At 40.3% G+C, this 20,443-nt stretch carries 23 protein-coding genes; 10 read left to right on the top strand and 13 right to left on the bottom strand.

Annotated features, from left to right (window positions below; all coding sequences use genetic code 11):
* Window positions 1–46: 46 nt before the first annotated feature.
* Window positions 47–1,582 (bottom strand): YifB family Mg chelatase-like AAA ATPase, encoded by a 1,536-nt coding sequence (locus ASG01_RS05605; RefSeq protein WP_055861107.1) that lies wholly within the window; start codon window positions 1,580–1,582, stop codon window positions 47–49.
* Between the two features lie 101 nt (window positions 1,583–1,683).
* Here ASG01_RS05605 and ASG01_RS05610 point away from each other — a divergent pair, with 101 nt between their 5' ends.
* The 4 genes from ASG01_RS05610 to ASG01_RS05625 are packed head-to-tail and all read left to right on the top strand — an operon-like array spanning window position 1,684 to window position 3,772.
* A complete protein-coding gene (locus ASG01_RS05610; protein WP_055861110.1) occupies window positions 1,684–2,037 on the top strand; it encodes a tRNA-binding protein in 354 nt (117 codons plus the stop codon).
* Between the two features lie 57 nt (window positions 2,038–2,094).
* Entirely contained in the window at window positions 2,095–2,667 is a 573-nt protein-coding gene (locus tag ASG01_RS05615; RefSeq protein ID WP_055861111.1) for a hypothetical protein, read from the top strand.
* 33 nt (window positions 2,668–2,700) lie between these two features.
* Window positions 2,701–3,402, top strand: coding sequence for a 3'-5' exonuclease (locus ASG01_RS05620; protein ID WP_055861114.1), 702 nt, complete (start codon window positions 2,701–2,703; stop codon window positions 3,400–3,402).
* A 43-nt stretch (window positions 3,403–3,445) separates the two neighbouring features.
* Entirely contained in the window at window positions 3,446–3,772 is a 327-nt protein-coding gene (locus ASG01_RS05625) for an SUF system Fe-S cluster assembly protein (RefSeq protein WP_055861116.1), read from the top strand.
* Window positions 3,773–3,822: 50 nt separating this feature from the next.
* On the opposite strand, the gene ASG01_RS05630 is transcribed toward ASG01_RS05625, so the two are convergent.
* Together ASG01_RS05630 and ASG01_RS05635 are read right to left on the bottom strand one after the other, a co-directional pair.
* Entirely contained in the window at window positions 3,823–4,224 is a 402-nt protein-coding gene (locus tag ASG01_RS05630) for an OsmC family protein (protein ID WP_055861119.1), read from the bottom strand.
* A 36-nt stretch (window positions 4,225–4,260) separates the two neighbouring features.
* Window positions 4,261–5,109 (bottom strand): hydroxymethylglutaryl-CoA lyase, encoded by an 849-nt coding sequence (locus tag ASG01_RS05635; protein ID WP_055861122.1) that lies wholly within the window; start codon window positions 5,107–5,109, stop codon window positions 4,261–4,263.
* A 188-nt stretch (window positions 5,110–5,297) separates the two neighbouring features.
* Here ASG01_RS05635 and pepT point away from each other — a divergent pair, with 188 nt between their 5' ends.
* Window positions 5,298–6,551 carry a peptidase T gene (pepT, locus tag ASG01_RS05640; RefSeq protein ID WP_055861125.1) on the top strand — a complete coding sequence of 418 codons (1,254 nt, stop codon included), beginning with the start codon at window positions 5,298–5,300 and terminating at the stop codon, window positions 6,549–6,551.
* A 97-nt stretch (window positions 6,552–6,648) separates the two neighbouring features.
* Here pepT and gdhA read toward each other — a convergent pair whose 3' ends face one another.
* The 3 genes from gdhA to ASG01_RS05655 all read right to left on the bottom strand — a co-directional run bounded on the left by gdhA (window position 6,649) and on the right by ASG01_RS05655 (window position 10,111).
* Complete coding sequence (gene gdhA / locus ASG01_RS05645) at window positions 6,649–8,007, bottom strand: NADP-specific glutamate dehydrogenase (protein WP_055861128.1); 1,359 nt, start codon at window positions 8,005–8,007, stop codon at window positions 6,649–6,651.
* Between the two features lie 190 nt (window positions 8,008–8,197).
* Window positions 8,198–9,307, bottom strand: a complete 1,110-nt coding sequence (gene dprA, locus ASG01_RS05650; RefSeq protein WP_055861131.1) for a DNA-processing protein DprA — start codon at window positions 9,305–9,307, stop codon at window positions 8,198–8,200.
* A gap of 36 nt (window positions 9,308–9,343) precedes the next feature.
* On the bottom strand, window positions 9,344–10,111 hold the full coding sequence (locus ASG01_RS05655) for a rhomboid family intramembrane serine protease (RefSeq protein WP_055861134.1): 768 nt from the start codon (window positions 10,109–10,111) through the stop codon (window positions 9,344–9,346).
* Between the two features lie 193 nt (window positions 10,112–10,304).
* Between ASG01_RS05655 and ASG01_RS05660 the strand changes: the two genes are divergently transcribed.
* Window positions 10,305–11,237 (top strand): DUF3078 domain-containing protein, encoded by a 933-nt coding sequence (locus ASG01_RS05660; RefSeq protein WP_055861138.1) that lies wholly within the window; start codon window positions 10,305–10,307, stop codon window positions 11,235–11,237.
* 55 nt (window positions 11,238–11,292) lie between these two features.
* Here ASG01_RS05660 and sufD read toward each other — a convergent pair whose 3' ends face one another.
* The 4 genes from sufD to ASG01_RS05680 all read right to left on the bottom strand — a co-directional run bounded on the left by sufD (window position 11,293) and on the right by ASG01_RS05680 (window position 15,373).
* A complete protein-coding gene (sufD, locus tag ASG01_RS05665; RefSeq protein ID WP_055861139.1) occupies window positions 11,293–12,600 on the bottom strand; it encodes a Fe-S cluster assembly protein SufD in 1,308 nt (435 codons plus the stop codon).
* A 92-nt stretch (window positions 12,601–12,692) separates the two neighbouring features.
* Entirely contained in the window at window positions 12,693–13,436 is a 744-nt protein-coding gene (sufC, locus tag ASG01_RS05670; protein WP_055861143.1) for a Fe-S cluster assembly ATPase SufC, read from the bottom strand.
* A gap of 93 nt (window positions 13,437–13,529) precedes the next feature.
* Entirely contained in the window at window positions 13,530–14,978 is a 1,449-nt protein-coding gene (gene sufB / locus ASG01_RS05675; protein ID WP_055861146.1) for a Fe-S cluster assembly protein SufB, read from the bottom strand.
* Window positions 14,979–15,043: 65 nt separating this feature from the next.
* A complete protein-coding gene (locus tag ASG01_RS05680) occupies window positions 15,044–15,373 on the bottom strand; it encodes a HesB/IscA family protein (RefSeq protein ID WP_055861148.1) in 330 nt (109 codons plus the stop codon).
* A gap of 148 nt (window positions 15,374–15,521) precedes the next feature.
* On the opposite strand from ASG01_RS05680, the gene ASG01_RS05685 reads away from it, so the two are divergent.
* Window positions 15,522–16,358 (top strand): GLPGLI family protein, encoded by an 837-nt coding sequence (locus ASG01_RS05685; protein WP_055861151.1) that lies wholly within the window; start codon window positions 15,522–15,524, stop codon window positions 16,356–16,358.
* 42 nt (window positions 16,359–16,400) lie between these two features.
* Here the strand turns inward: ASG01_RS05685 and ASG01_RS05690 are convergent, their stop codons facing one another.
* On the bottom strand, window positions 16,401–17,243 hold the full coding sequence (locus ASG01_RS05690; RefSeq protein ID WP_055861154.1) for a neutral zinc metallopeptidase: 843 nt from the start codon (window positions 17,241–17,243) through the stop codon (window positions 16,401–16,403).
* 66 nt (window positions 17,244–17,309) lie between these two features.
* Here ASG01_RS05690 and ASG01_RS05695 point away from each other — a divergent pair, with 66 nt between their 5' ends.
* The 3 genes from ASG01_RS05695 to ASG01_RS05705 are packed head-to-tail and all read left to right on the top strand — an operon-like array spanning window position 17,310 to window position 19,124.
* A complete protein-coding gene (locus ASG01_RS05695) occupies window positions 17,310–17,630 on the top strand; it encodes a hypothetical protein (protein WP_055861157.1) in 321 nt (106 codons plus the stop codon).
* Window positions 17,630–17,962, top strand: coding sequence for a hypothetical protein (locus tag ASG01_RS05700; RefSeq protein WP_055861160.1), 333 nt, complete (start codon window positions 17,630–17,632; stop codon window positions 17,960–17,962). The genes ASG01_RS05695 and ASG01_RS05700 overlap by 1 nt, the downstream gene beginning before the upstream one ends.
* A 1-nt stretch (window position 17,963) precedes the next feature.
* The gene (locus ASG01_RS05705; RefSeq protein WP_055861163.1) at window positions 17,964–19,124 is read left to right on the top strand and encodes a glutathionylspermidine synthase family protein; all 1,161 of its coding nucleotides are present in this window, start codon (window positions 17,964–17,966) and stop codon (window positions 19,122–19,124) included.
* 34 nt (window positions 19,125–19,158) lie between these two features.
* Here ASG01_RS05705 and ribH read toward each other — a convergent pair whose 3' ends face one another.
* Window positions 19,159–19,674: a 6,7-dimethyl-8-ribityllumazine synthase gene (ribH, locus tag ASG01_RS05710; RefSeq protein ID WP_055861166.1), complete on the bottom strand. Its 516-nt coding sequence runs from the start codon at window positions 19,672–19,674 to the stop codon at window positions 19,159–19,161.
* 3 nt (window positions 19,675–19,677) lie between these two features.
* The gene (locus tag ASG01_RS05715) at window positions 19,678–20,388 is read right to left on the bottom strand and encodes a tetratricopeptide repeat protein (RefSeq protein WP_055861169.1); all 711 of its coding nucleotides are present in this window, start codon (window positions 20,386–20,388) and stop codon (window positions 19,678–19,680) included.
* Between the last annotated feature and the right edge of the window lie 55 nt (window positions 20,389–20,443).

Consider the following 20,443-nt stretch of genomic DNA (forward strand, 5'->3'; position numbering starts at 1 on the left):
TTTGATTCAATTATTATCAGCCAACAACCAACAGCGGTAAATCAACCTACACGTTCCAAAACTCCCGGTCCAGACTTCTGTACTGTATCGCTTCCGAAATATGATGCGAAAGAATATTTTCAGATTCTTCGAGATCAGCAATCGTTCGGGCGACTTTCAGAATACGGTCGTAGGCTCTGGCGGAAAGATTTAGTTTTTCCATCGCCATTTTGATGAGGTTAAAAGAAGCGGTGTCAAGTTCGCAAAAAGCTTCAGTTTCCTTCGGTCCGATCTGGGCGTTATAGCTGATTTTTAAATCTTTATACCGTTCATTCTGAATCTCGCGGGCAACCAAAACCCGTTTTCTGATATCCTCACTTTTTTCGCCCTTTCTTTTTTCCGCCAGTTGCTCGAATTCTACTTTCTGAACTTCCACGTGAATATCAATTCTATCCAGGAGCGGCCCGGAAAGCTTGCTCATATAGCGCTGCATCTCAAAAGCCGAAGACGTATTGTTCGGATCGTCAGGGAAATACCCGCTCGGACTTGGGTTCATCGAAGCAACCAGCATAAAGCTTGAAGGATAATTTACCGTAAACCGCGCGCGTGAAATTGTCACTTCGCGGTCTTCCAACGGCTGCCGCATGACTTCCAAAACGGTTCGTTTAAACTCAGGCATTTCATCGAGAAACAAAACACCGTTGTGAGCGAGTGAAATTTCTCCGGGCTGGGGATAACTTCCGCCACCGACAAGCGCGACATCCGAAATTGTATGGTGCGGACTTCTGAAAGGCCGAACCGTCATCAGCGAAGTTTCAGTTCCCATTTTCCCGGCAACGGAATGTATTTTTGTAGTTTCTAAAGCTTCCTTTAAGGTAAGTGGCGGCAGAATGCTCGGAACTCTTTTGGCAAGCATGGTTTTCCCGCTTCCGGGCGGCCCGATGAGAATGATGTTGTGCCCGCCGGCAGCAGCAACTTCCATAGCGCGTTTCGCGGTTTCCTGACCTTTCACCTCAGAAAAATCGAATGGGAACTGGTTTATTTTGTCCTGAAATTCTTTTCTTGTATCTAAAACCACTTTCTCAAGCGGTTTTCCTTCATTAAAAAAGTCGATCACTTCTTTAATATTTTCTACACCGTACACGTCCAGATTATTAACGATCGCAGCTTCCCGTGTATTTTGTATCGGTAAAATAATGCCTTTAAAACCTTCTTCGCGCGCCTGAATGGCAATCGGCAAAACCCCTTTTATCGGCTGCAGACTTCCGTCAAGCGAAAGTTCGCCCATAATGATATAGTCCTGCACGTTATCCGCAACAATCTGATCCGAAGCGATCAGAATTCCCATCGCAATGCTGAGATCGTAGGCTGCGCCTTCTTTCCGCAGATCGGCAGGTGCCATATTGATCGTAATTTTCTTCCCGGGGATTTTGTAGCCGACATTTTTCAGGGCAGCAGAAATGCGGTAACTGCTTTCCTTAATGGCGTTATCCGCAAGCCCAACCAGATGATAGCCGACGCCGCCTGTATCGATATTGACTTCAATGGTTATTGTTTGCGCAGAAACTCCAAAAATGGCACTTCCGTAGATTTTTATCAGCATATTGAGTGTTTACAGTAAATTTATAAAAAATCGCATTGCGTTGGTCTTTTATCAGAGATTTATTGATTATTTTTAAAAAAAATTTACATAATAAGCAACAGATGGAAAGTGATATGAAACCTGAAATCACGTGGCAGGATTTTGAAAAGCTGGATATCCGCAGCGGAACGGTCCTTTCGGCAGAAGATTTTCCGAAAGCGAAAAATCCGGCGTACCAGCTGACGATAGATTTTGGTGGTCTTGGAATTAAGAAATCTTCTGCACGAATCACGAAGTTGCACCGCAAAGAAGATTTAGTAGGAATGCAGATTCTGGCAGTTGTCAATTTTCCCGTGAAACAGATTGCCAATTTCTTCAGCGAATGTCTGGTTTTGGGACTTTACGGTAAAGATGAGACAGAGATAACCTTGATTACGACGACGCTTCCTGTTGAAAATGGCCGCCGTTTAGGTTAATTTAATTTTAAATATTGAATTAAGAATAAAAAATGGCTTTCCGGAATTTTGGGATTAATGATGATTTTTATCTCACTGTCAACTCTCAACGCTCAAGTTGCGCGATTAAAAGAAGTTTCAAAATATCTTAATAAAGTTTCAAAATCTTCGAAAGTTGATAAAGATAAATTCTTTTACATCACATCAAAAACTGATACAGCTTTTAAGAATCAGATTCATCCTTCGGTGATAACTTTTGTAAAAGGTAAAAAAACTGCCGTGATAGACAGTTTGAAAATACCTGACAATAAGGATGTAAACGGTTTGAACTCATCTTGTGGTCTGGATGATATTACCAATGATGTCATTGAATATAATCTGAAAAAAGAACCGAATATAGATTACAGTGTTCTGGTTTTAAAAAATTTGGAAAATGGCAGGACTTTTCAGTTTCCCGAAGATAAAACCGTTTCTGTCATGCTGTACACAAGAAAAATGTGGATTTTTGCCAAACAGTATATTAATACATTAAAACGCTTAAAAGAAAATTTTGGTATTGATTATATTCTAATCAGTATGGATGGGCAGGATTTAAAAGATATTCCGGATATAAATGCAAATGCATTTCAGACAAAGATGAAAATCAAATAAATTTATAAATTAGCAGTTAACTAACTGCTAAAAATGATACAGCATATTCCGATAGAAAAAGTTTTGTTTTTCGATATTGAAACAGTTCCGCAACACGGCGACTGGAGTGAAGTTCCTGAAACCGAAAAAGAACTTTGGGACAAAAAAACAAGGCATCAGCGGAAAGATGAGATCAGTTCGAAAGAGTTTTACGACCGCGCAGGAATTATGGCAGAATTCGGCAAGATCATCTGCATCACCATCGCTATGATCGACCACCAGAGTATGCTGAAAATAAGAAGTTTTGCCGGTGATGACGAGGTGAAAATGCTGCGTGAGTTTGGTGAGATTTTTAACAGCCAGAGGCTCCGTGACGTAATTCTCTGCGCACACAACGGCAAAGAATTTGATTTCCCGTGGATTGCCAGACGGTTTCTCATCAACGGAATGCAGCCGCCAAAACCTTTTCAGATGTTTGGGAAAAAGCCTTGGGAAATTCCGCATATCGATACGATGGAACTGTGGAAATTCGGTGACTACAAAAGTTTTATTTCGCTCGAATTACTTGCGCATGTTTTCGGAATTCCTACACCAAAAGACGACATCGACGGCAGTATGGTTTCATCAATTTACCACATAGAAAAAGACTTGCAGCGGATTGTCGCCTATTGTGAAAAAGATGTCTTAACTTTGGCAAACATTTTCCGGAGAATGCGGCAGGAAGATCTTTTGCAGAGAAGTGAAAATACCGACTGAAGCAGTTTTATCACCGCGCCGGAAGTTTAATTAAATATAAAAAATGAATTTTACAGACGATCAGATTGCCGATATAGGAGAAGAAATTATCAGAAAACTGAAAACCGTATACGACCCGGAAATTCCGGTGGATATCTATGAGCTTGGTCTTATCTACGACGTGCAGATTTCGGAAGAAGCCGATGTGAAGATCATCATGACGCTCACAACGCCGAATTGCCCCGTTGCAGAAACGCTTCCGCAGGAGGTAAAAGACAAAGTAAAAGAAGTTGAAAATGTACGCGAAGTTGATCTTGAACTTACTTTTGAGCCAAGCTGGAACAAAGATATGATGAGCGAAGAAGCGCGTTTTGAACTGGGAATGCTTTAAGACAATCTTTCAAATAAAAAAACCGCAGAGATCATCTGCGGTTTTTTTATTTACTGATAAATGAAAATCATGGTTTGCACAAGTTCCGGATGAAGACTTTTGGCAACCGGACAGTTGTGAGCAGTTTCTTCAATAAATGCGCGTTCCTTTTCTGTAAAATCAGCGGAAAAAGTAAAGTTGCAGACAATTTCACCTATTCTGCGTGGTTCGCCCTTCATAATTTTCTGTAAAGTGCAGCTTGCGCCATCGATATTGATGTTGTGCTCTTTCCCGAGAATGGCAACGGTTGTCAGCGCACATTCTGCGAGAGAAGTGGCGCACAAATCGGTTGGCGAAAACTTTTCTCCCTTCCCGTGATTGTCTGTCGGCGCATCGCTTTCAATGATGGTTCCCGACTGTAAATGTTCTGCGGAGCATCTCAAGTCGCCTGTGTACGTTATTTTTGAAGTCATAATTTTTTAGATTAAAATTAGAAGAGAGACGGTGTCTCAAAAATGAAAAATATCTTTCGCCTTGTTATAGGCGCTTTCGAAGTTGAGTAGATTGAGTTTGTGCGGAGCTTTTTCCACGCTCATAAAGTTGATCACCTGCTCAGTCGGCATATTTCCGACAAGATCATCTTTGGCCATCGGGCAGCCGCCAATTCCTTTTATGGCAGAATCAAACCGTCTGCAGCCCTTGTCGTAAGCTGCTTTTAATTTCAGATAAGAATCTTCGTAACGGTTGTGGAAATGTGCTCCATAATCAATATGCGGATATTTAGAAGGAATTTTTTCAAACAATTCGCTGATGATGTCTGCAGTCGCCACGCCGGTTGTGTCAGAAAGCAGAATATTTTTCACACCGATTTCCGAAAAGCGTGCCGCCCAGTGATCAACTTCCTGCCAGGACCAGTTTTCACCATACGGATTGCCGAAAGCCATTGAAAAATAAATATTTAAAACTTTATCCTGAGACTGTGCTAATTCAAGAATTTTAAGAATATCCTGAAATGCATCTTCGCGGCTTTTATTCGTATTCCGGTGCTGAAATGTTTCAGATATCGAAAAAGGAAAACCCAGGATGTCAACCTGGTCGTGTTTTAAAGCTTTTTCGGCACCGCGAAAGTTTGCAATAATGGCAGAAACTTTGGTTTGAGAACGGGATTTGTCGATATGCTCCACAACTTCCGCGCTGTCGGCCATTTGCGGAATCGCTTTTGGAGACACAAAACTCACGCAATCGAGTACATCAAATCCCACATCCATCAAAGAATTAATGTAGTCTATCTTTTTCGCGGTCGGAATAAACTCATTCCAACCCTGCATCGCATCTCTTGGGCATTCGGTAAGAAACATGTACGTATTGATTTATTCAAATATAATAAAACTAAAACAATTCTTCCGGTATGTGGCACCGCTTTGTCAGCGTATGAGTTAGCAATATTTTAGCACTTTTTTGAACGTTTTAAAACGATCTGAAAGCACAAAAACCGGCAGTCAGCGGCAAAATGAGTAACTTTGTTTAAAATTTTTAAGTATAGATAATGGATACAATAGAATTCAATGAAATGTGGAAAGAAAAGCTGTTAAACCGCTTTCTTACGTATGTAAAAATATACTCGACAAGTGATGCCGACAGCGAATCTACGCCTTCTACAGAACGCCAGTGGAATATTGCCAATTATATCGCTGAGGAATTGAAAAGTCTTGGTTTGGAAGATGTTTCAATCGACGGAAACGGCTATATCATGGCATATGTGCCCTCAAATCTTGAAAATGATGACGAGCCCACAATCGGTTTTATTTCGCATTATGACACTTCGCCGGATTTCAGTGGGGAAAATGTTAATCCGCAGGTTTGGAGAGATTATCAGGGTCAGGATTTGGTTTTAAACAAAGAAACAAACTTTACACTTTCTCCTTCAAAATTTGGAAGTTTAAAAAAATACGTGGGTCAGACATTAATTACGACAGACGGAACCACACTTTTAGGCGCTGACGATAAAGCTGGGTGTGCCGAAATTGTTACCGCTGCCGAATTTTTAATGGCTCATCCTGAAATTAAACACGGAAGAATGGCACTTGGTTTCACACCGGATGAAGAAATCGGAAGAGGTGCGCACAAATTTGATGTGGCAAAATTCGGAGCTGAGTTTGCCTACACGATGGATGGCGGCGAAGTGGGAGAACTTGAATATGAAAACTTCAATGCAGCTGGCGCAGTTGTGAAAATTCACGGTTTAAGCGTGCATCCGGGCTATGCTTTCGGTAAAATGGTAAATGCCGGACTTCTCGCTGCAGAATTTATCAGTTCGCTTCCTGCAAACGAAACGCCTTCTACCACCAAAGGTTTTGACGGGTTTTATCATTTAATGGATGTAACGGCAGATATTTCAGAAGCTAAACTTCAGTATATCATCAGAGATCATGATGATGAAAAATTTGAAGCGAGAAAGAAATTTATCGTGCAGAAAATTGAAGAATTTAATGCTAAGCATGGCGCAGGAACGGCTGAGATTGAGATCAAAGAGCAGTACCGAAATATGAAGCAGCAGTTTGAAGGAAAAATGTACATCGTAGACCGCGCTGCAAAAGCGATGACTGAAGCAGGAATTGAACCTAAAATAAAAGCCATTCGTGGAGGAACAGACGGCGCACAGCTTTCGTACATGGGATTGCCTTGTCCGAATGTTTTTGCCGGCGGAATCAATTTTCATGGGCCTTACGAATACGTGGCTTTAGAAAGTATGGAGAAAGCCGTTCATGTAATCATCAACATTTTGAAAGCTTCAAACTAAAGTTTTAAACAAGAAAAAAGCGTTGAAAATCTCAACGCTTTTTTAATATTTTAGAAATAAAAAATCCGGAAAATAACTTCCGGATTTTTCTTTATTTTTATACTACACCTTGTGCAAGCATCGCTTCGGCTACTTTTACAAAGCCTGCGATATTCGCGCCTTTCACATAGTTTACATATCCGTTTTCTTCTTTACCATAATCTCTACACGCTTTGTGAATTCCGATCATGATCTCCTTCAGTCTCGCATCAACTTCTTCTGAAGTCCAGTTGAGTCTGATAGAGTTCTGCGTCATTTCCAAACCTGATGTAGCTACACCGCCGGCATTTGAAGCTTTCCCCGGAGAGAACAGCACCTGGTTATCCAGGAAATAATTGATCGCTTCTAAAGTAGAAGGCATATTTGCTGCTTCTGTTACACAAACGCAGCCGTTTTCTACCAATGTTTTAGCATCTTCAAGATCAAGTTCGTTTTGTGTAGCTGAAGGAATTGCTACATCACACTTTACTTCCCACGGGCGTTTCCCTGCGTGGAATACAGCAGAAGGATATTTTTTTGCATAATCTTCAGCTCTGTTGTTACCGGAAGCTCTCAGTTCAAGCAAATAATCGATTTTATCTCCTTCGATACCGTCTTTATCGTAAACATAACCGTCGGGACCAGAAAGTGTCACCACTTTTCCACCCAGTTCGTTTACTTTTTTAATAACACCCCAGGCTACGTTTCCGAAACCTGAAACGGTTACTGTTTTATCTTTAAAAGTCTGTCCGATCGTTTTAAGCATCTGCTCAGCAAAATACACAACACCGTATCCGGTTGCTTCAGGACGGATTAATGATCCACCGTAAGCCAAACCTTTCCCGGTAAGTACACCTGTAAACTCATTTCTGATTTTTTTGTACTGACCGAATAAATATCCGATTTCTCTTGCGCCAACACCGATGTCACCTGCAGGAACGTCAGTTTCAGGGCCGATATGTTTGCACATTTCTGTCATGAAAGCCTGGCAGAAACGCATTACTTCCATATCCGTTTTGCCTTGAGGATCAAAATCAGAACCACCTTTACCGCCGCCCATCGGAAGCGTTGTAAGAGAGTTTTTAAATACCTGCTCGAAAGCTAAAAATTTCAGTACAGAAAGGTTTACCGTAGGATGGAAACGGATTCCTCCTTTGTACGGCCCGATAGCAGAGTTCATCTGGATTCTGAAACCTCTGTTTACCTGAATTTCTCCTTTATCGTCAACCCATGGCACTCTGAAGATGATTACACGCTCAGGCTCCGCCATGCGCTCGAGGAGCTTCATACCGGTATATTCTTTTCTGGTCATGATAAACGGAATTACCGTAACAGCCACTTCTTTTACTGCCTGTAAAAATTCCGGTTCATTTGGGTTTTTTGCTTCAATCTTAGCAATAAACTCCTGAATCTTCTGGTCAACATTATATTGTTCCATATACGTAGGGTTGAATATTATGCCAACAAATTTAATTTTTTTTTTCAGATTCACAAGACCTTATTTGATATTTGCTGAAAATTGAATAATATTGAGACTGATTATTGTTAAATTAATAATTTTATCTTAAACCTTACAGAAAATGAAAAGTTATATGATAAATAATGACATATTACGAAATCATTAAATATCACACCGCCAAAAATTGTCTCCCGGAAAGCGATTTTACAGCACCTAAAAGTTCTAGTTCTAAGATCGTGGGCAGAATCTTATGAGAAGGCCGCGCAATTTTTTCCGCCAGATCATCCAGAGTAATATTAGGATTTGCTGAAATTTCATCAAAGATTTCCTGCTGAGCATCTGTGAGATTGACATGAATTTTCTTCTGCGGAAAAAGCTCTCCCATCAAATTATTTGTTTCCCCAATTCCCAGCAGATCAAAAAGATCGGGAAGATTTGAAATCGCTGTCGCTTTGTTTTGAAATATCAGATGATTGCAGCCCTGACTGTATTTGTCGGTGATTTTTCCGGGAAGCGCAAAGACGTCACGGTTATATATGTTGGCAAAAGTCGCCGTGCTGATTGAGCCTCCACCAAAAGCCGTTTCAACTACTAAAGTTGCCGGAGAAACGCCCGCAACAATCCGGTTTCTCTGGATAAAGTTTTCCCTGTCGGGCTTTTGTGACGAATTAAATTCAGATAAAAGTGCACCGCCGTTTTCAATCATTTTTTCAGCAAGAAAACGGTTTTTGGAAGGATAAAATGTATGAAAACCATGCGCGAGAACACCGATTGTAGGAATATTATTTTTCAGCGACTGCTCATGAACTTCTTTATCAACACCCAGCGCAAGACCGCTCACGGAAATGTATTTTTGATTTTTAGACTGTTCAAAAAAGTCTTCCACAAACTTTTTGCCGTAGGCTGTGATGTTTCTTGTGCCGACGAGGCTGATCGGTTTTAGATCTTCATTAAAATCTCCTTTTTGATAGAGGATTGCTGGCGCGTCTTCGCATTCGGACAGAATAAAAGGCAATTCGTTTAAATGACGCAAGCGTATTCTGACAGCGTTTTTCTCACAGAATTTCAGCTCTTCTTCCGCAAAACCGAGATGCTCAGAATTTCCGATATCGCTTATGGTCTTTCTGCCAATTCCGTCGATATGGGCTAAATCTTTTTTCGGAGTTTGCCAGACATTTTTTGCGCTTCCAAAAGCTCTCGCCAGTTTAAAAAAATTAATATCACCAATGAAACTGCACCGCCGAAGTGCAATAGAGTAGAGTTGCTCGTCAGAATACATTTGTGTTTTGTTTACTCAAATGTAAGAAATTGCCGCTTATTTTTTGCGCAAATCATCGAGCCTGTCCCAGATGTCTTCTCTTTTTTTGTAAGGCAACTCGCTAAAATCATCAGGATGCGTTTCTTTGTAATCCTGCCAGAGTTTATCGTCTTTTTCGTTGTAATAATTTGGGAACTGCCAGATAAAACGCTTCTTTTTCTCGCCCACTTTTCTGAACATAAAGGCCAGCATACTTCCCACAGCCGCTCCGGAAAGATGCGCCTGCCAGGAAATTTTACTCGGCGCTTCCAGCCTGTAAAACATTTCTTCCGGGAAAATCCCCCAAATTAAACTTCCATAATAGAGTACAACCAAAAGTGAAATCGTGAGCAAGGTCATATTCCATTTAAAAACACCGCTGAAAAAGAGGTAAAATGCCAAAACATAGACAACACCGCTCGCGCCAATGGTACACGTGTACGCATAATTCCCGGTCATCACGTCGACTGGCGGCAGCATCCAAAGCAGTAAACCTGCAGCCAGCCAGCCCAAAATAAAAACTTTGTTGGCCACCAGCGGATAAAACTGGTAGAGTAAAAACATAAGTACGGCGATTGGGATCGAGTTTCCGATGATGTGCTCTAAACTTCCGTGCAGCAGCGGTGCGGTGACGATACCTAAAAGACCTTCCGGCAAAAGCGGAATAATGGCTCCGAAACAGTTTGAAAAAAACCCGAATTTCTGCAGAAGAAAACCAAACCACATGGCACCGAGCATGAGCAGCGGATTAATGATCGCTCTTTTATGAAGTACATTTTTAATCATGATCAAAAACTGTCAAATCAAAAGCCAAGACTTTTTTTCGGAAAATATGTCGATTTTTATTAAAGTTAATGAAAAGTTTCAGCCAAAAACGCTTGGTTTTTAATCACTTTAAATATATAATTCAATAAATCCGACAAATTATCTCGATCCCCCGTTTGCTTTAATATCATTATTTTTACGCTAAAGATTGTCTATGAGAAAGATTTCCCTAGTTTTATTTCTTTTGATTTTAAGTTTTCTTAATGCGCAGGTTGTAATTACCGACACCGCGAAAGTTGATACCCTAAAAGCTCCTAGACATTGGTCAATACAGGCGAAGAACAGTGTTTTGTTTAATCAGGCAGCGTTTTCAAACTGGGTTGGCGGTGGTGCCAATAATGTTGGCTGGCTGGCAAGTATTAATTATAATCTGACGTACGAGAAGGAAAAAAATCTTTGGGAAAATATCATCATTTTAAATTACGGACAAAATACGACCAAAGGTGTGGGCACGAGAAAAACTCAGGATGTACTGAATGTTTCTACAAACTACGGGCGGCAGTTTTCGAAAAGCTGGTACATTTCCAGTGGTGCGAGTGTGCTTTCGCAGTTTTCGGGCGGTTTTGAAGACGGAAATAATCCTTCAGCAAAAAAGATTTCAAATTTTATGGCACCGGGCTATGTGAATGCTGGAGTAGGGATTACGTATCGGCCGAATGAAAACCTTACCGCGACATTGAGACCTGCCAACGGAAGATTTACTTTCGTTCTCGATCCTGAATTGCAGCTGGAAGGTACTTACGGTCTCAAAGCAGACGGAGATTTTTTCCTGATGCAGATCGGTTTTTTAGGTTCGGCAATTTACAAAGTAAAACTGATGGAAAATATTGAAGTGACAAATACGGCTTCAATTTTCTCCAATTACCTCGAGCGGCCCGATCACATGGTGCTTTCGTACAATATGCTGCTCAACATGAAAATCAACCGGTTTATATCAAGCATTATAACAGTCGATCTCATGTATGATCATAACCAGATACAGAAAACGCAGCTGAAACAGACATTGGGCGTTGGTATTGCGTACAGTATTGATAATGGCGTGAAACGCTCAGACCGGAAAGACAGCCAGTGGTGGCTGAAGAAATAAGTTTTGAATAAAAAAGCACCTCATTACGAAGTGCTTTTTGTTTATTTAAATCAGATTAAAAAGTGCTTTCAACCTCCAGTTTTTCAGCTAAAAGTTTTTCAATTTTTACCTTTAAAGGTTCGATGTCGATATTCTGAATCGCATCATTCGCAAAAGCGTACAGCAGTAAGGCCTGTGCTTCTTTCTTCGAAATTCCTCTTGCTCTCAGATAAAATAAAGCATCTTTATTCAACTGTCCAACGGTGCAGCCATGCGAACATTTTACATCATCCGCAAAAATCTCGAGCTGTGGTTTGGTATCAATTGAAGCACCTTCGTTCAGCAAAACATTATTATTCTGTTGGTAGGCATTGGTTTTCTGCGCGATTTTATCCACAAAAACTTTCCCGTTGAAAACGCCGTGCGATTTATCTTTAAATATCCCTTTGTAATTCTGGTAGCTTTCACAATTTGGCTGATTGTGATGCACAGCGGTGTGATGATCGACCAACTGCTCGTTGCCGATAATTGTGATACCGTTCATGAACGAATTGACATTTGAGCCATTCTGAATAAAATCGAGATTGTTTCTCACGATTTTTCCGCCAAAAGAAAATGTATTGACTGTTGCCAGACTGTCGCGTTCCTGCTTTGCAAACGTATGATCCACGAGATACGAAGTTTCGCTGTCGTTCTGCACTTTGTGCCAGTCCGCTTTTGAATTTGGATGGGCAAAAATCTCTGTTACGCTGTTTGTGAAAACATAATTTTCATCAAAATTATGATGACTTTCTATGATTTCTACCTTCGCGCCTTCTTCTACAATCAGTAAATTTCTGGTGTTGTAAAACGTGTTGTCTTCCTGATTTTGAGAGAGATAAAAAACATGAATTGGTTTTTCGATGATCACGTTTTTCGGAACTTTAAGAAAAAATCCAAATTTGCAGTACGCTTCATTCAGATTGGTAAAAGCCAGATTTTTAGCGGTAATGGTATTGAAATATTCCTCAAAAACATCTCTGTGGGCTGCATCATTTAATGCATAATTGAAAGAAAGAAACTCTGCGTTTTCAATAGAGATTTTTGAAAATTCTTTGCACAGCTTTCCGTTAACGAAAACAATCCAGTCAAAATTTTCCTCGCCCAGATGAAGCAGATCAAGTTGCTCTTTGGTAATGTTATGCGATTCTTTCGGAAAAAAATTATAGTTTTTCTCTACAATTTCACGAATGTTTGTATATCGGTATTCTTCGTCTTTTTTAGTCGGAAAGCCAATTTCCGTAAACTTTTTCAAAGCAGAAACCCGGGTTTCGTCAAGAAAACGATGACTTAAAGTTTCCAGAAAAGCGGTGTGATTATTTAAAATTTGTTCGTTTAAACTCATTAGTTGAACGTTTTTTTGTCTTCTGAGAAAATCCAAAATCTTCCTGAAGACAAATATTTCGTTTAATTATTAAAATTTTCAGGCTGATGATATTAGTTAAGAAGCCAGTCGTAGCCTTTTGCCTCAAGTTCCAAAGCCAAAGATTTGTCGCCGGTTTTGATGATTTTTCCGTTGGCCAGCACGTGTACAAAATCAGGCTGAATATAGTTTAGCAATCTTTGATAGTGCGTAATCAAAAGTACAGCATTTCCTTCGCTTTTAAAAGTGTTGACACCGTCTGCTACGATTCTTAAAGCATCGATATCTAAACCTGAATCGGTTTCGTCAAGAATAGCCAATTTAGGATTCAGCATCATCATCTGGAAAATTTCGTTTCTCTTCTTTTCACCTCCGGAAAATCCTTCGTTCAATGATCTTGAAAGGAAATCTTTTTTAATTCCCAATTTTTCAGATTTCTCACGAATCATAGCCAGCATTTCTTTTGCAGGCATATCTTCCAGTCCGTTGGCCTTTCTGTTTTCGTTCAAAGCAGCTTTGATAAAGTTGGTCACGGAAACCCCCGGAATCTCTACCGGATATTGAAAAGAAAGGAAAATTCCTTTGTGGGCTCTCTCTTCAGGAGCATCTTCAATAATGTTTTCACCTTGAAAAAGGATTTCACCTTCTGTTACTTCGTACTCTTCTTTTCCTGCAATTACCGAAGAAAGCGTAGATTTTCCGGCACCGTTTGGTCCCATGATGGCGTGTACTTCGCCCGGTTTTATTTCTAGATTAATTCCTTTTAAAATCTGTGCGCCATCTTCAATTCTGGCGTGTAGGTTTTTAATTTCTAACATATATTTGAGTTTGCTGCAAGGCTAAAATCATTTTCCAGTTCAATTAATTTGAACTTAATTCTTCCTTGTAAAAATCTTTTTTAAATACTAATTTTATCCAACAGAGCCTTCCAAGGAAATCTCCAGTAATTTTTGCGCTTCTATAGCAAATTCCATTGGAAGCTTGTTTAAAACTTCTTTACTGAAACCGTTTACAATCAAAGCGATTGCTCTTTCGGTATCAATACCTCTCTGGTTACAGTAAAAAATCTGATCTTCACCGATTTTTGACGTCGTAGCCTCATGTTCCAGCTGTGCCGTCGGGTCTTTGATTTCTATATATGGGAAAGTATGTGCACCACATTCGTTACCCATCAGCAATGAATCGCATTGAGAGAAGTTTCTGGCTCCTTTTGCAGAAGGCATTACTTTTACCTGTCCTCTGTATGAATTCTGAGATTTTCCTGCAGAGATTCCTTTGGAGATAATTGTGGATCTTGTATTTTTCCCAATATGAATCATCTTTGTTCCGGTATCGGCGTACTGATGATTGTTGGTTACTGCGATGGAATAAAATTCTCCAATAGAACCGTCACCTTTCAGGATACATGAAGGATATTTCCAGGTTACCGCAGAACCGGTTTCAACCTGTGTCCATGAGATTTTTGCCTTGTATTCGCAAAGTCCTCTTTTGGTAACAAAATTGAAAACTCCACCTTTTCCTTCTTCATTTCCCGGGTACCAGTTTTGAACGGTAGAATATTTAATTTCAGCATTATCCATTGCAATTAATTCTACAACGGCAGCGTGAAGCTGATTTTCATCTCTTGACGGAGCGGTACAACCTTCCAGGTAGGAAACATAGCTTCCTTCATCTGCAATCACAAGCGTTCTTTCAAACTGGCCTGTTCCTGCCTGATTAATTCTGAAATACGTAGAAAGTTCCATCGGACATCTTACTCCTTTTGGAATATAGCAGAAACTTCCGTCAGAAAATACGGCGGAATTCAGAGCTGCATAGAAGTTATCACCTCTCGGAACTACTTTTCCGAGATATTTTCTTACCAAATCCGGATGGTTTTTAATTGCCTCGGAAATCGAACAAAAAATAATTCCTTTCTCTGCTAATGTATCCTGAAAAGTTGTTTTTACAGAAATAGAGTCGATCACAATATCAACCGCAACATTTGAAAGTCTTTTCTGCTCTTCAATGTTGATACCCAGTTTGGCAAAAGTCGCTAGCAATTCCGGGTCTACTTCGTCTAAACTTTCCAGCTGTGGATTAGATTTTGGGGCAGCGTAATATTTTATCGCCTGAAAATCAGGTTTTTCATATTTGATGTTCGCCCACTCTGGCTCAATCATCTTCAGCCAGATTCTGTAAGATTCCAGTCGCCACTCTGTCATCCATTCCGGCTCTTCTTTCTTAGCCGAGATAGCGCGTACGATGTCTTCGTTCAGACCTGTCGGGAAATCCTCGTAATCGAGTATGGTTTCCCATCCAAACTCGTATTTTTTATTTTCTAAATCGACTCTAAGGTCGTCTTCAGTGTATTTACTCATTTTTTAAGATTTCAGACGTTAAATTTCAGACAAAAAGTCATCTGTCTGTTTATAACGTCAAGTGTCTATAAACTAAAACTCTCACCACAACCACACGTTCTGGCAGCATTTGGGTTATTAAAGACAAAGCCTTTTCCGTTCAGTCCGCCGGAATATTCTAAAACAGTTCCCGCAAGATACAGCATCGATTTTTTTTCGATGATGATCTTGATGTTGTTATCTTCAAAAATCTGATCGGTTTCGTTTTTTTTATTATCGAAACCTAAAACATATTCCAAACCAGAACATCCGCCACTCTTTACGCCCACTCTTATATAGTCTTCTGCAGGATCAAAACCATCTTCCGTCATCAGTTGGATGGCTTTTTGTCTCGCATGATCTGAAACTTTTATCATTGTATTTATTTAGAATGATTTAACAGCACAAAAATACGCACAATAATCATGATATGAAAATCGGCAATTTTATTTTAACTATTTTTATTATCGATGGCTTAACTTTGAATCTAAATTAAAATCAAAAACCCAAATCAAATATATTTAAATGAAAAAAACCGTTTTTATTGCATTTTTGCTCATCGCCAATCTCGCTTTTTCACAAGTCAACCGATTCGTTTATCAGGTGACAATGAAGCCTGATGCAGATGATAAGGCTGATGTGAAAATTGAAAATGCATACCTCGACATCACACCAGAAAAATCTCTTTTTTATGCTGAAAACAGAATCAAAAGAGACTCAATTATCCGTCAGGCAATGCAGAATGGCGGCGTGAGAATGGGTGGTAACCGGGAGCAGATGGAAAGCCTTCGCTCGATCATCAATTATACTGTAGAAAAAGATTCGAAAGAGCAGAAAACATATTACCTCGACCGTCTCGGCAGAGATCAGTACAGCTATCCTGAAGACCGTATGATGACGTGGAAAATTTTACCTGAAACCACAAAAATTGGCGATTATAAAGTGCAGAAAGCAGAGACTGATTTTGCCGGAAGGAAATGGACAGCTTGGTTTACGACCGATTTGCCATATCAGGACGGACCGTACAAATTCAACGGACTTCCTGGCCTGATCGTAAAAGTTGAAGATGCAGATGGCGATTATTCATTTGACTTAATGAAAAACTATAAAGTCGCTGCGCTTCCGGAAATGATGCAGTTTGGTAATACCATCAAAGTAAAACGTGCAGATTATGCCAAGCAGCAGGCGAAATTTAAATCTGATCCTATGTCTTTTATGACGCAGGGCGGTGGAGGATCTGGTGCGCCAGCGCCACCAATGTCTGCGAGAGGCGGTCAGAATCCGGCTGAGATGCGAAAACGAATGGAAGAAAGGGTGAAAGAGGAACTTAAGAAAAACAGCAACCCGATCGAGAAATCATAGCATAAAAAAATCCTGAAAGCTAATTTTCAGGATTTTTTGTTTTTATTGTGTGAGCTCTTGCCCCTGGCGTATATCGCCACTATTGTAGCCTTTCATAAACCATTCCTTCCGCTGAGCAGAAGAGCCGTGTGTAAAGCTTTCTTGGTTTACCTGTCCCTGCGTTCTTTTTTGAATATTGTCATCACCGACAGCTTCTGCAGCACTTAAAGCAGATTCTAGATCGCCGGGTTCAAGAAACTTTTCACGGTCGCCAGTTACACGGGACCATACTCCGGCATAAAAATCAGCTTGTAGCTCGGTGCCGACGGATAATTGATTCAGTTCAGCTTCAGAAAACTGTCCGCTTCGTCGCATCTGTTCTCTTTTATCCAAAGTCCCCAAGAGATTCTGCACGTGATGTCCCATTTCGTGTGCGAGAACATACGCAACGGTAAACTCGGTTACCTGCGCACCAAACTGTGTCTGCAGTTCACGGAAAAAACTCATGTCCATATAAACAGTCTGATCTGCCGGACAGTAAAACGGTCCCATCGCAGACTGTGCAGTTCCACAACCGGAATTGGTGGCACTTTCAAACAAAACCACTTTTGCAGGCTGATACTGCATCCCATTATCAGCAAAAATCTTGGTCCAGGTTTCTTCGTTTTCTGCGGTAAGCATCTGTATAAATTCTCCGGTTTTCTGCTCTTCAGCATTCAGTTGCCGCTGTTCGGTTTGCGGGGCCGAGTTTCCACCGGAAGATAAAATTGCGGAAGGATCTCCGCCGAGAAAAAATACAATTGCGGCAATAATCATCGTTCCCAGTCCGCCGCCAACGAGCATTCCGCCGCCGCCCGAGCCTCTGCGGTCATCTACATTTCCGCTTCTGTCATCTGTCCATTTCATAATTTATAATTTGATCGTACTAAATTAGAATTTTAAATAATATTTTTGTGAAAAAATAATACAAAGGTGCGAAAGATTCAAACAGCATTTATCTTTTTAAGCTTAGTCAGCATAATTTCCTGTGAAGAAGCGAAAGAAGACGAAGTAAAAGATGTAGACAAAAATGCAGCCATAGAAACAGTGCTTGCCGTGCAGCATATCGATTCTGCAGATGTTTTAATTACAAAACATAAAATCTGGAAAGACAATAAACTGGTTCGCGAGATCATTAAAAGAGATACGATTCCTACTTTGGGCGACACCATCAATGTGGTTGAAGACAAAGATGGAAATGAGAAGACTGTAAAAATGAAAAAAGATTACGAATTTTATATCACCGTGCAGTAATGAAAAAATCAAGCTCTGTAAAGTTACTTTTCGTTACCGGAATTCTCGCTGCCTGCGCGCAGGAAAATCCGAAAGACGAATGGAAAGGTGAAAAAAAAGTCTACATGAGATCAGATTCTACAGCATCTTATTCTCATGCGCACGGCTTTATGACAGGATTTTTGCTCTATCATGCTTTCAGACCTTATGGGGCTTACAGCAATGGCACTTACCAAAGAGCCGGATACTACAGTGATGCGATCAGTACAAAATCCAATGTCGGACGCAATGTTTACAAGGGAAATGTGATGAGAGGAAATTTGGGCAAAAGCGGCTTCCGCGCATCATCATAGTATGAAAAGAATCGCTTCACCATTCCGGAAAAACTGGGAACATAAACTGGAAAATCTCGGCTTCGGCTATCATTCGCTGGAAGGTATGTACTGGGACGAAAGCCATTACTATGAATTTTCAATGTCAGAAATCGACCAGATTGAAAACGCAACTGCCGAACTGTGGCAGATGTGCCTTACCGCGGTAGATCATGTGATTGAAAAGAAACTCTGGGACCGTTTTAATATTCCAGAAAACTTCAGAAATTACATTACGACGAGTTGGGAGGAAGATCATCCGTCTGTTTTCGGAAGATTTGATTTTGGCTTTGACGGAGAAAATCTGAAGCTTCTCGAGTTTAATGCCGATACGCCAACTTCGCTTTATGAAGCGTCGGTCATTCAGTGGTATTGGCTTCAGGAGATGTTTCCGAATAAAGATCAGTTTAATTCGATTCACGAAAAGCTGGTCGATTACTGGAAATATCTGAAAAAATACATGAAACCACATTATATTTATTTTTCTTCCCTGACGAATATCGAAGATGTGACAAATGTGGAGTATATGCGCGACTGTGCGACGCAGGCAGGTTTCGAGACTGAGTTTATTCCTGTGCAGGATATCGGCTGGGCAGAAGATGTGGAAGAATTTATTGCTGCCGACAATTCTGTGATGGATTATATTTTTAAACTCTATCCTTACGAATGGATTATTGAAGACGGTTTTGCAGAAAAATTAGTTCGGAATGATTTTCGGTCGCAGTGGATCGAGCCTGCGTGGAAAGTCATTTTGTCTTCAAAAGCGATTCTGCCGGTTCTATGGGAACTTTTCCCGAAACATCCTCTGCTTTTAGAATCCTATTTTGAACAGGAACATCTGCAGAATTTCGTTAAAAAACCGGTTTATTCGAGAGAAGGCGCGAATGTTACTTTGTTTAAAAACGGAAAAGAAATCGAGCAGAATGGTGGCGATTACGCAAAGCAGGGTTTCATTTATCAGCAAATGTTTGATCTTCCCAATTTCGACGGAAATTATCCGGTCATCGGAAGTTGGGTGATAGGTCAGGAAGCCGCCGGCATAGGAATCCGCGAAAGTATGCATCTCATCACCAATAATGAAAGTCGCTTTGTGCCGCATCTCATCGATCACAATAAACTGAATATAAAAGAAAAGGAGCTGTAAAAAGCTCCTTTTTTGTTTTGAAAAGATTTCAGGTTTATTTTCCGAAACCAATATTTCCTTTTTTATCAGAAAGATTTCTTTTAAAATGAATCATATTTAAGGCGGTTACTGCCGCTTCTACACCTTTATTACCCAAATCTCCACCGCTTCTCGCGATCGACTGTTCTTTGGTGTCGTCGGTCAGCACACAGAAAATCGTTGGTGTATCAGTCAAAATATTACAGTCTTTAATACCCTGAGCGACTGCTGAACAGACGAAATCAAAATGCGGCGTTTCACCCCGAATCACACATCCGATAGAAATCACGGCATCAAATTTCCGCTCTTTGCAAAGCTGCATACTTGCATAGTTGAGTTCAAAAGCGCCGGGAACAGAGAACTGTCTGATGTTTTCCGGCTTTACGCCTTCTTTTTCGAGTATCTGAAGCGCTGCATCGCGCAGATTGTACGTTACAAAATCATTCCACTCAGAAAAAACAATGCCGATAGAAAAATCTTCGGCATTGGTGATATTAAGTGGCTTGTAATCTGAAAGATTTACTGTTGCCATATTTTAGTTAAAATATTTAGTCATTTCGATATAAGCGTCAGACATTCCATTGTCGTAATCCTGATATTTCTCGTCGATTGCAGAAAAATATTTCTTCGCTTCTGCATTTTTCTTCATTCCCAAAGCAACGATTCCCGCTTTTCTGGTGAAATAATACGATGTGTAAGGATCGTCTGATGCAGATGCAGCTTTATCTAACAGTTCCAAAGCTTCGTCGTTTTTGTTTAAACCAGATTTTGCGTCAGCCATTACACCATATTTCATTGCCATCATGGTTTTGTTTTTAGATGAAAAATTATCTAAAAGATCATAGGCTTCCTGAAATTTTCCTTCTTTGAATTTGATCAGACCTGCATTGTACGCAGAAAGTTTTCCGATTTTGGTAGAAGAATATTCATTGTAAGTTCCTAAAAATCCAGGATTGGCTGCAGATTTTCCGCCCAAAGCTTCTTTTTCTTTTCCTTCGCTGAGGTTTTTCTGAGCAGCAAGATACGTTTTCAGAGCTTCCTGATTTTGAGGCTCAACAACAAACTGCTGATAACCGAACCAGCCCAAAACTGCCAGAACAAGCACTCCGAAAGCGATGCTGAGAGGTTTTGCATATCTTTCAAGAAAACGCTCCGTGTTTAGAGCTTCTCTGTCGAGGTCTTTAAAAAACTCTACAGTTTCTTTACCTTCTTGCTCGTTTGGAGCATTCTTACCCAATTTTGCCATAAATTCTTAAAAAATTGAACTGCAAATTTAATTGTTTCTGTGTGATTTACAAATA

The organism is Chryseobacterium sp. Leaf180 (assembly GCF_001424585.1).
Taxonomy (GTDB): domain Bacteria; phylum Bacteroidota; class Bacteroidia; order Flavobacteriales; family Weeksellaceae; genus Chryseobacterium.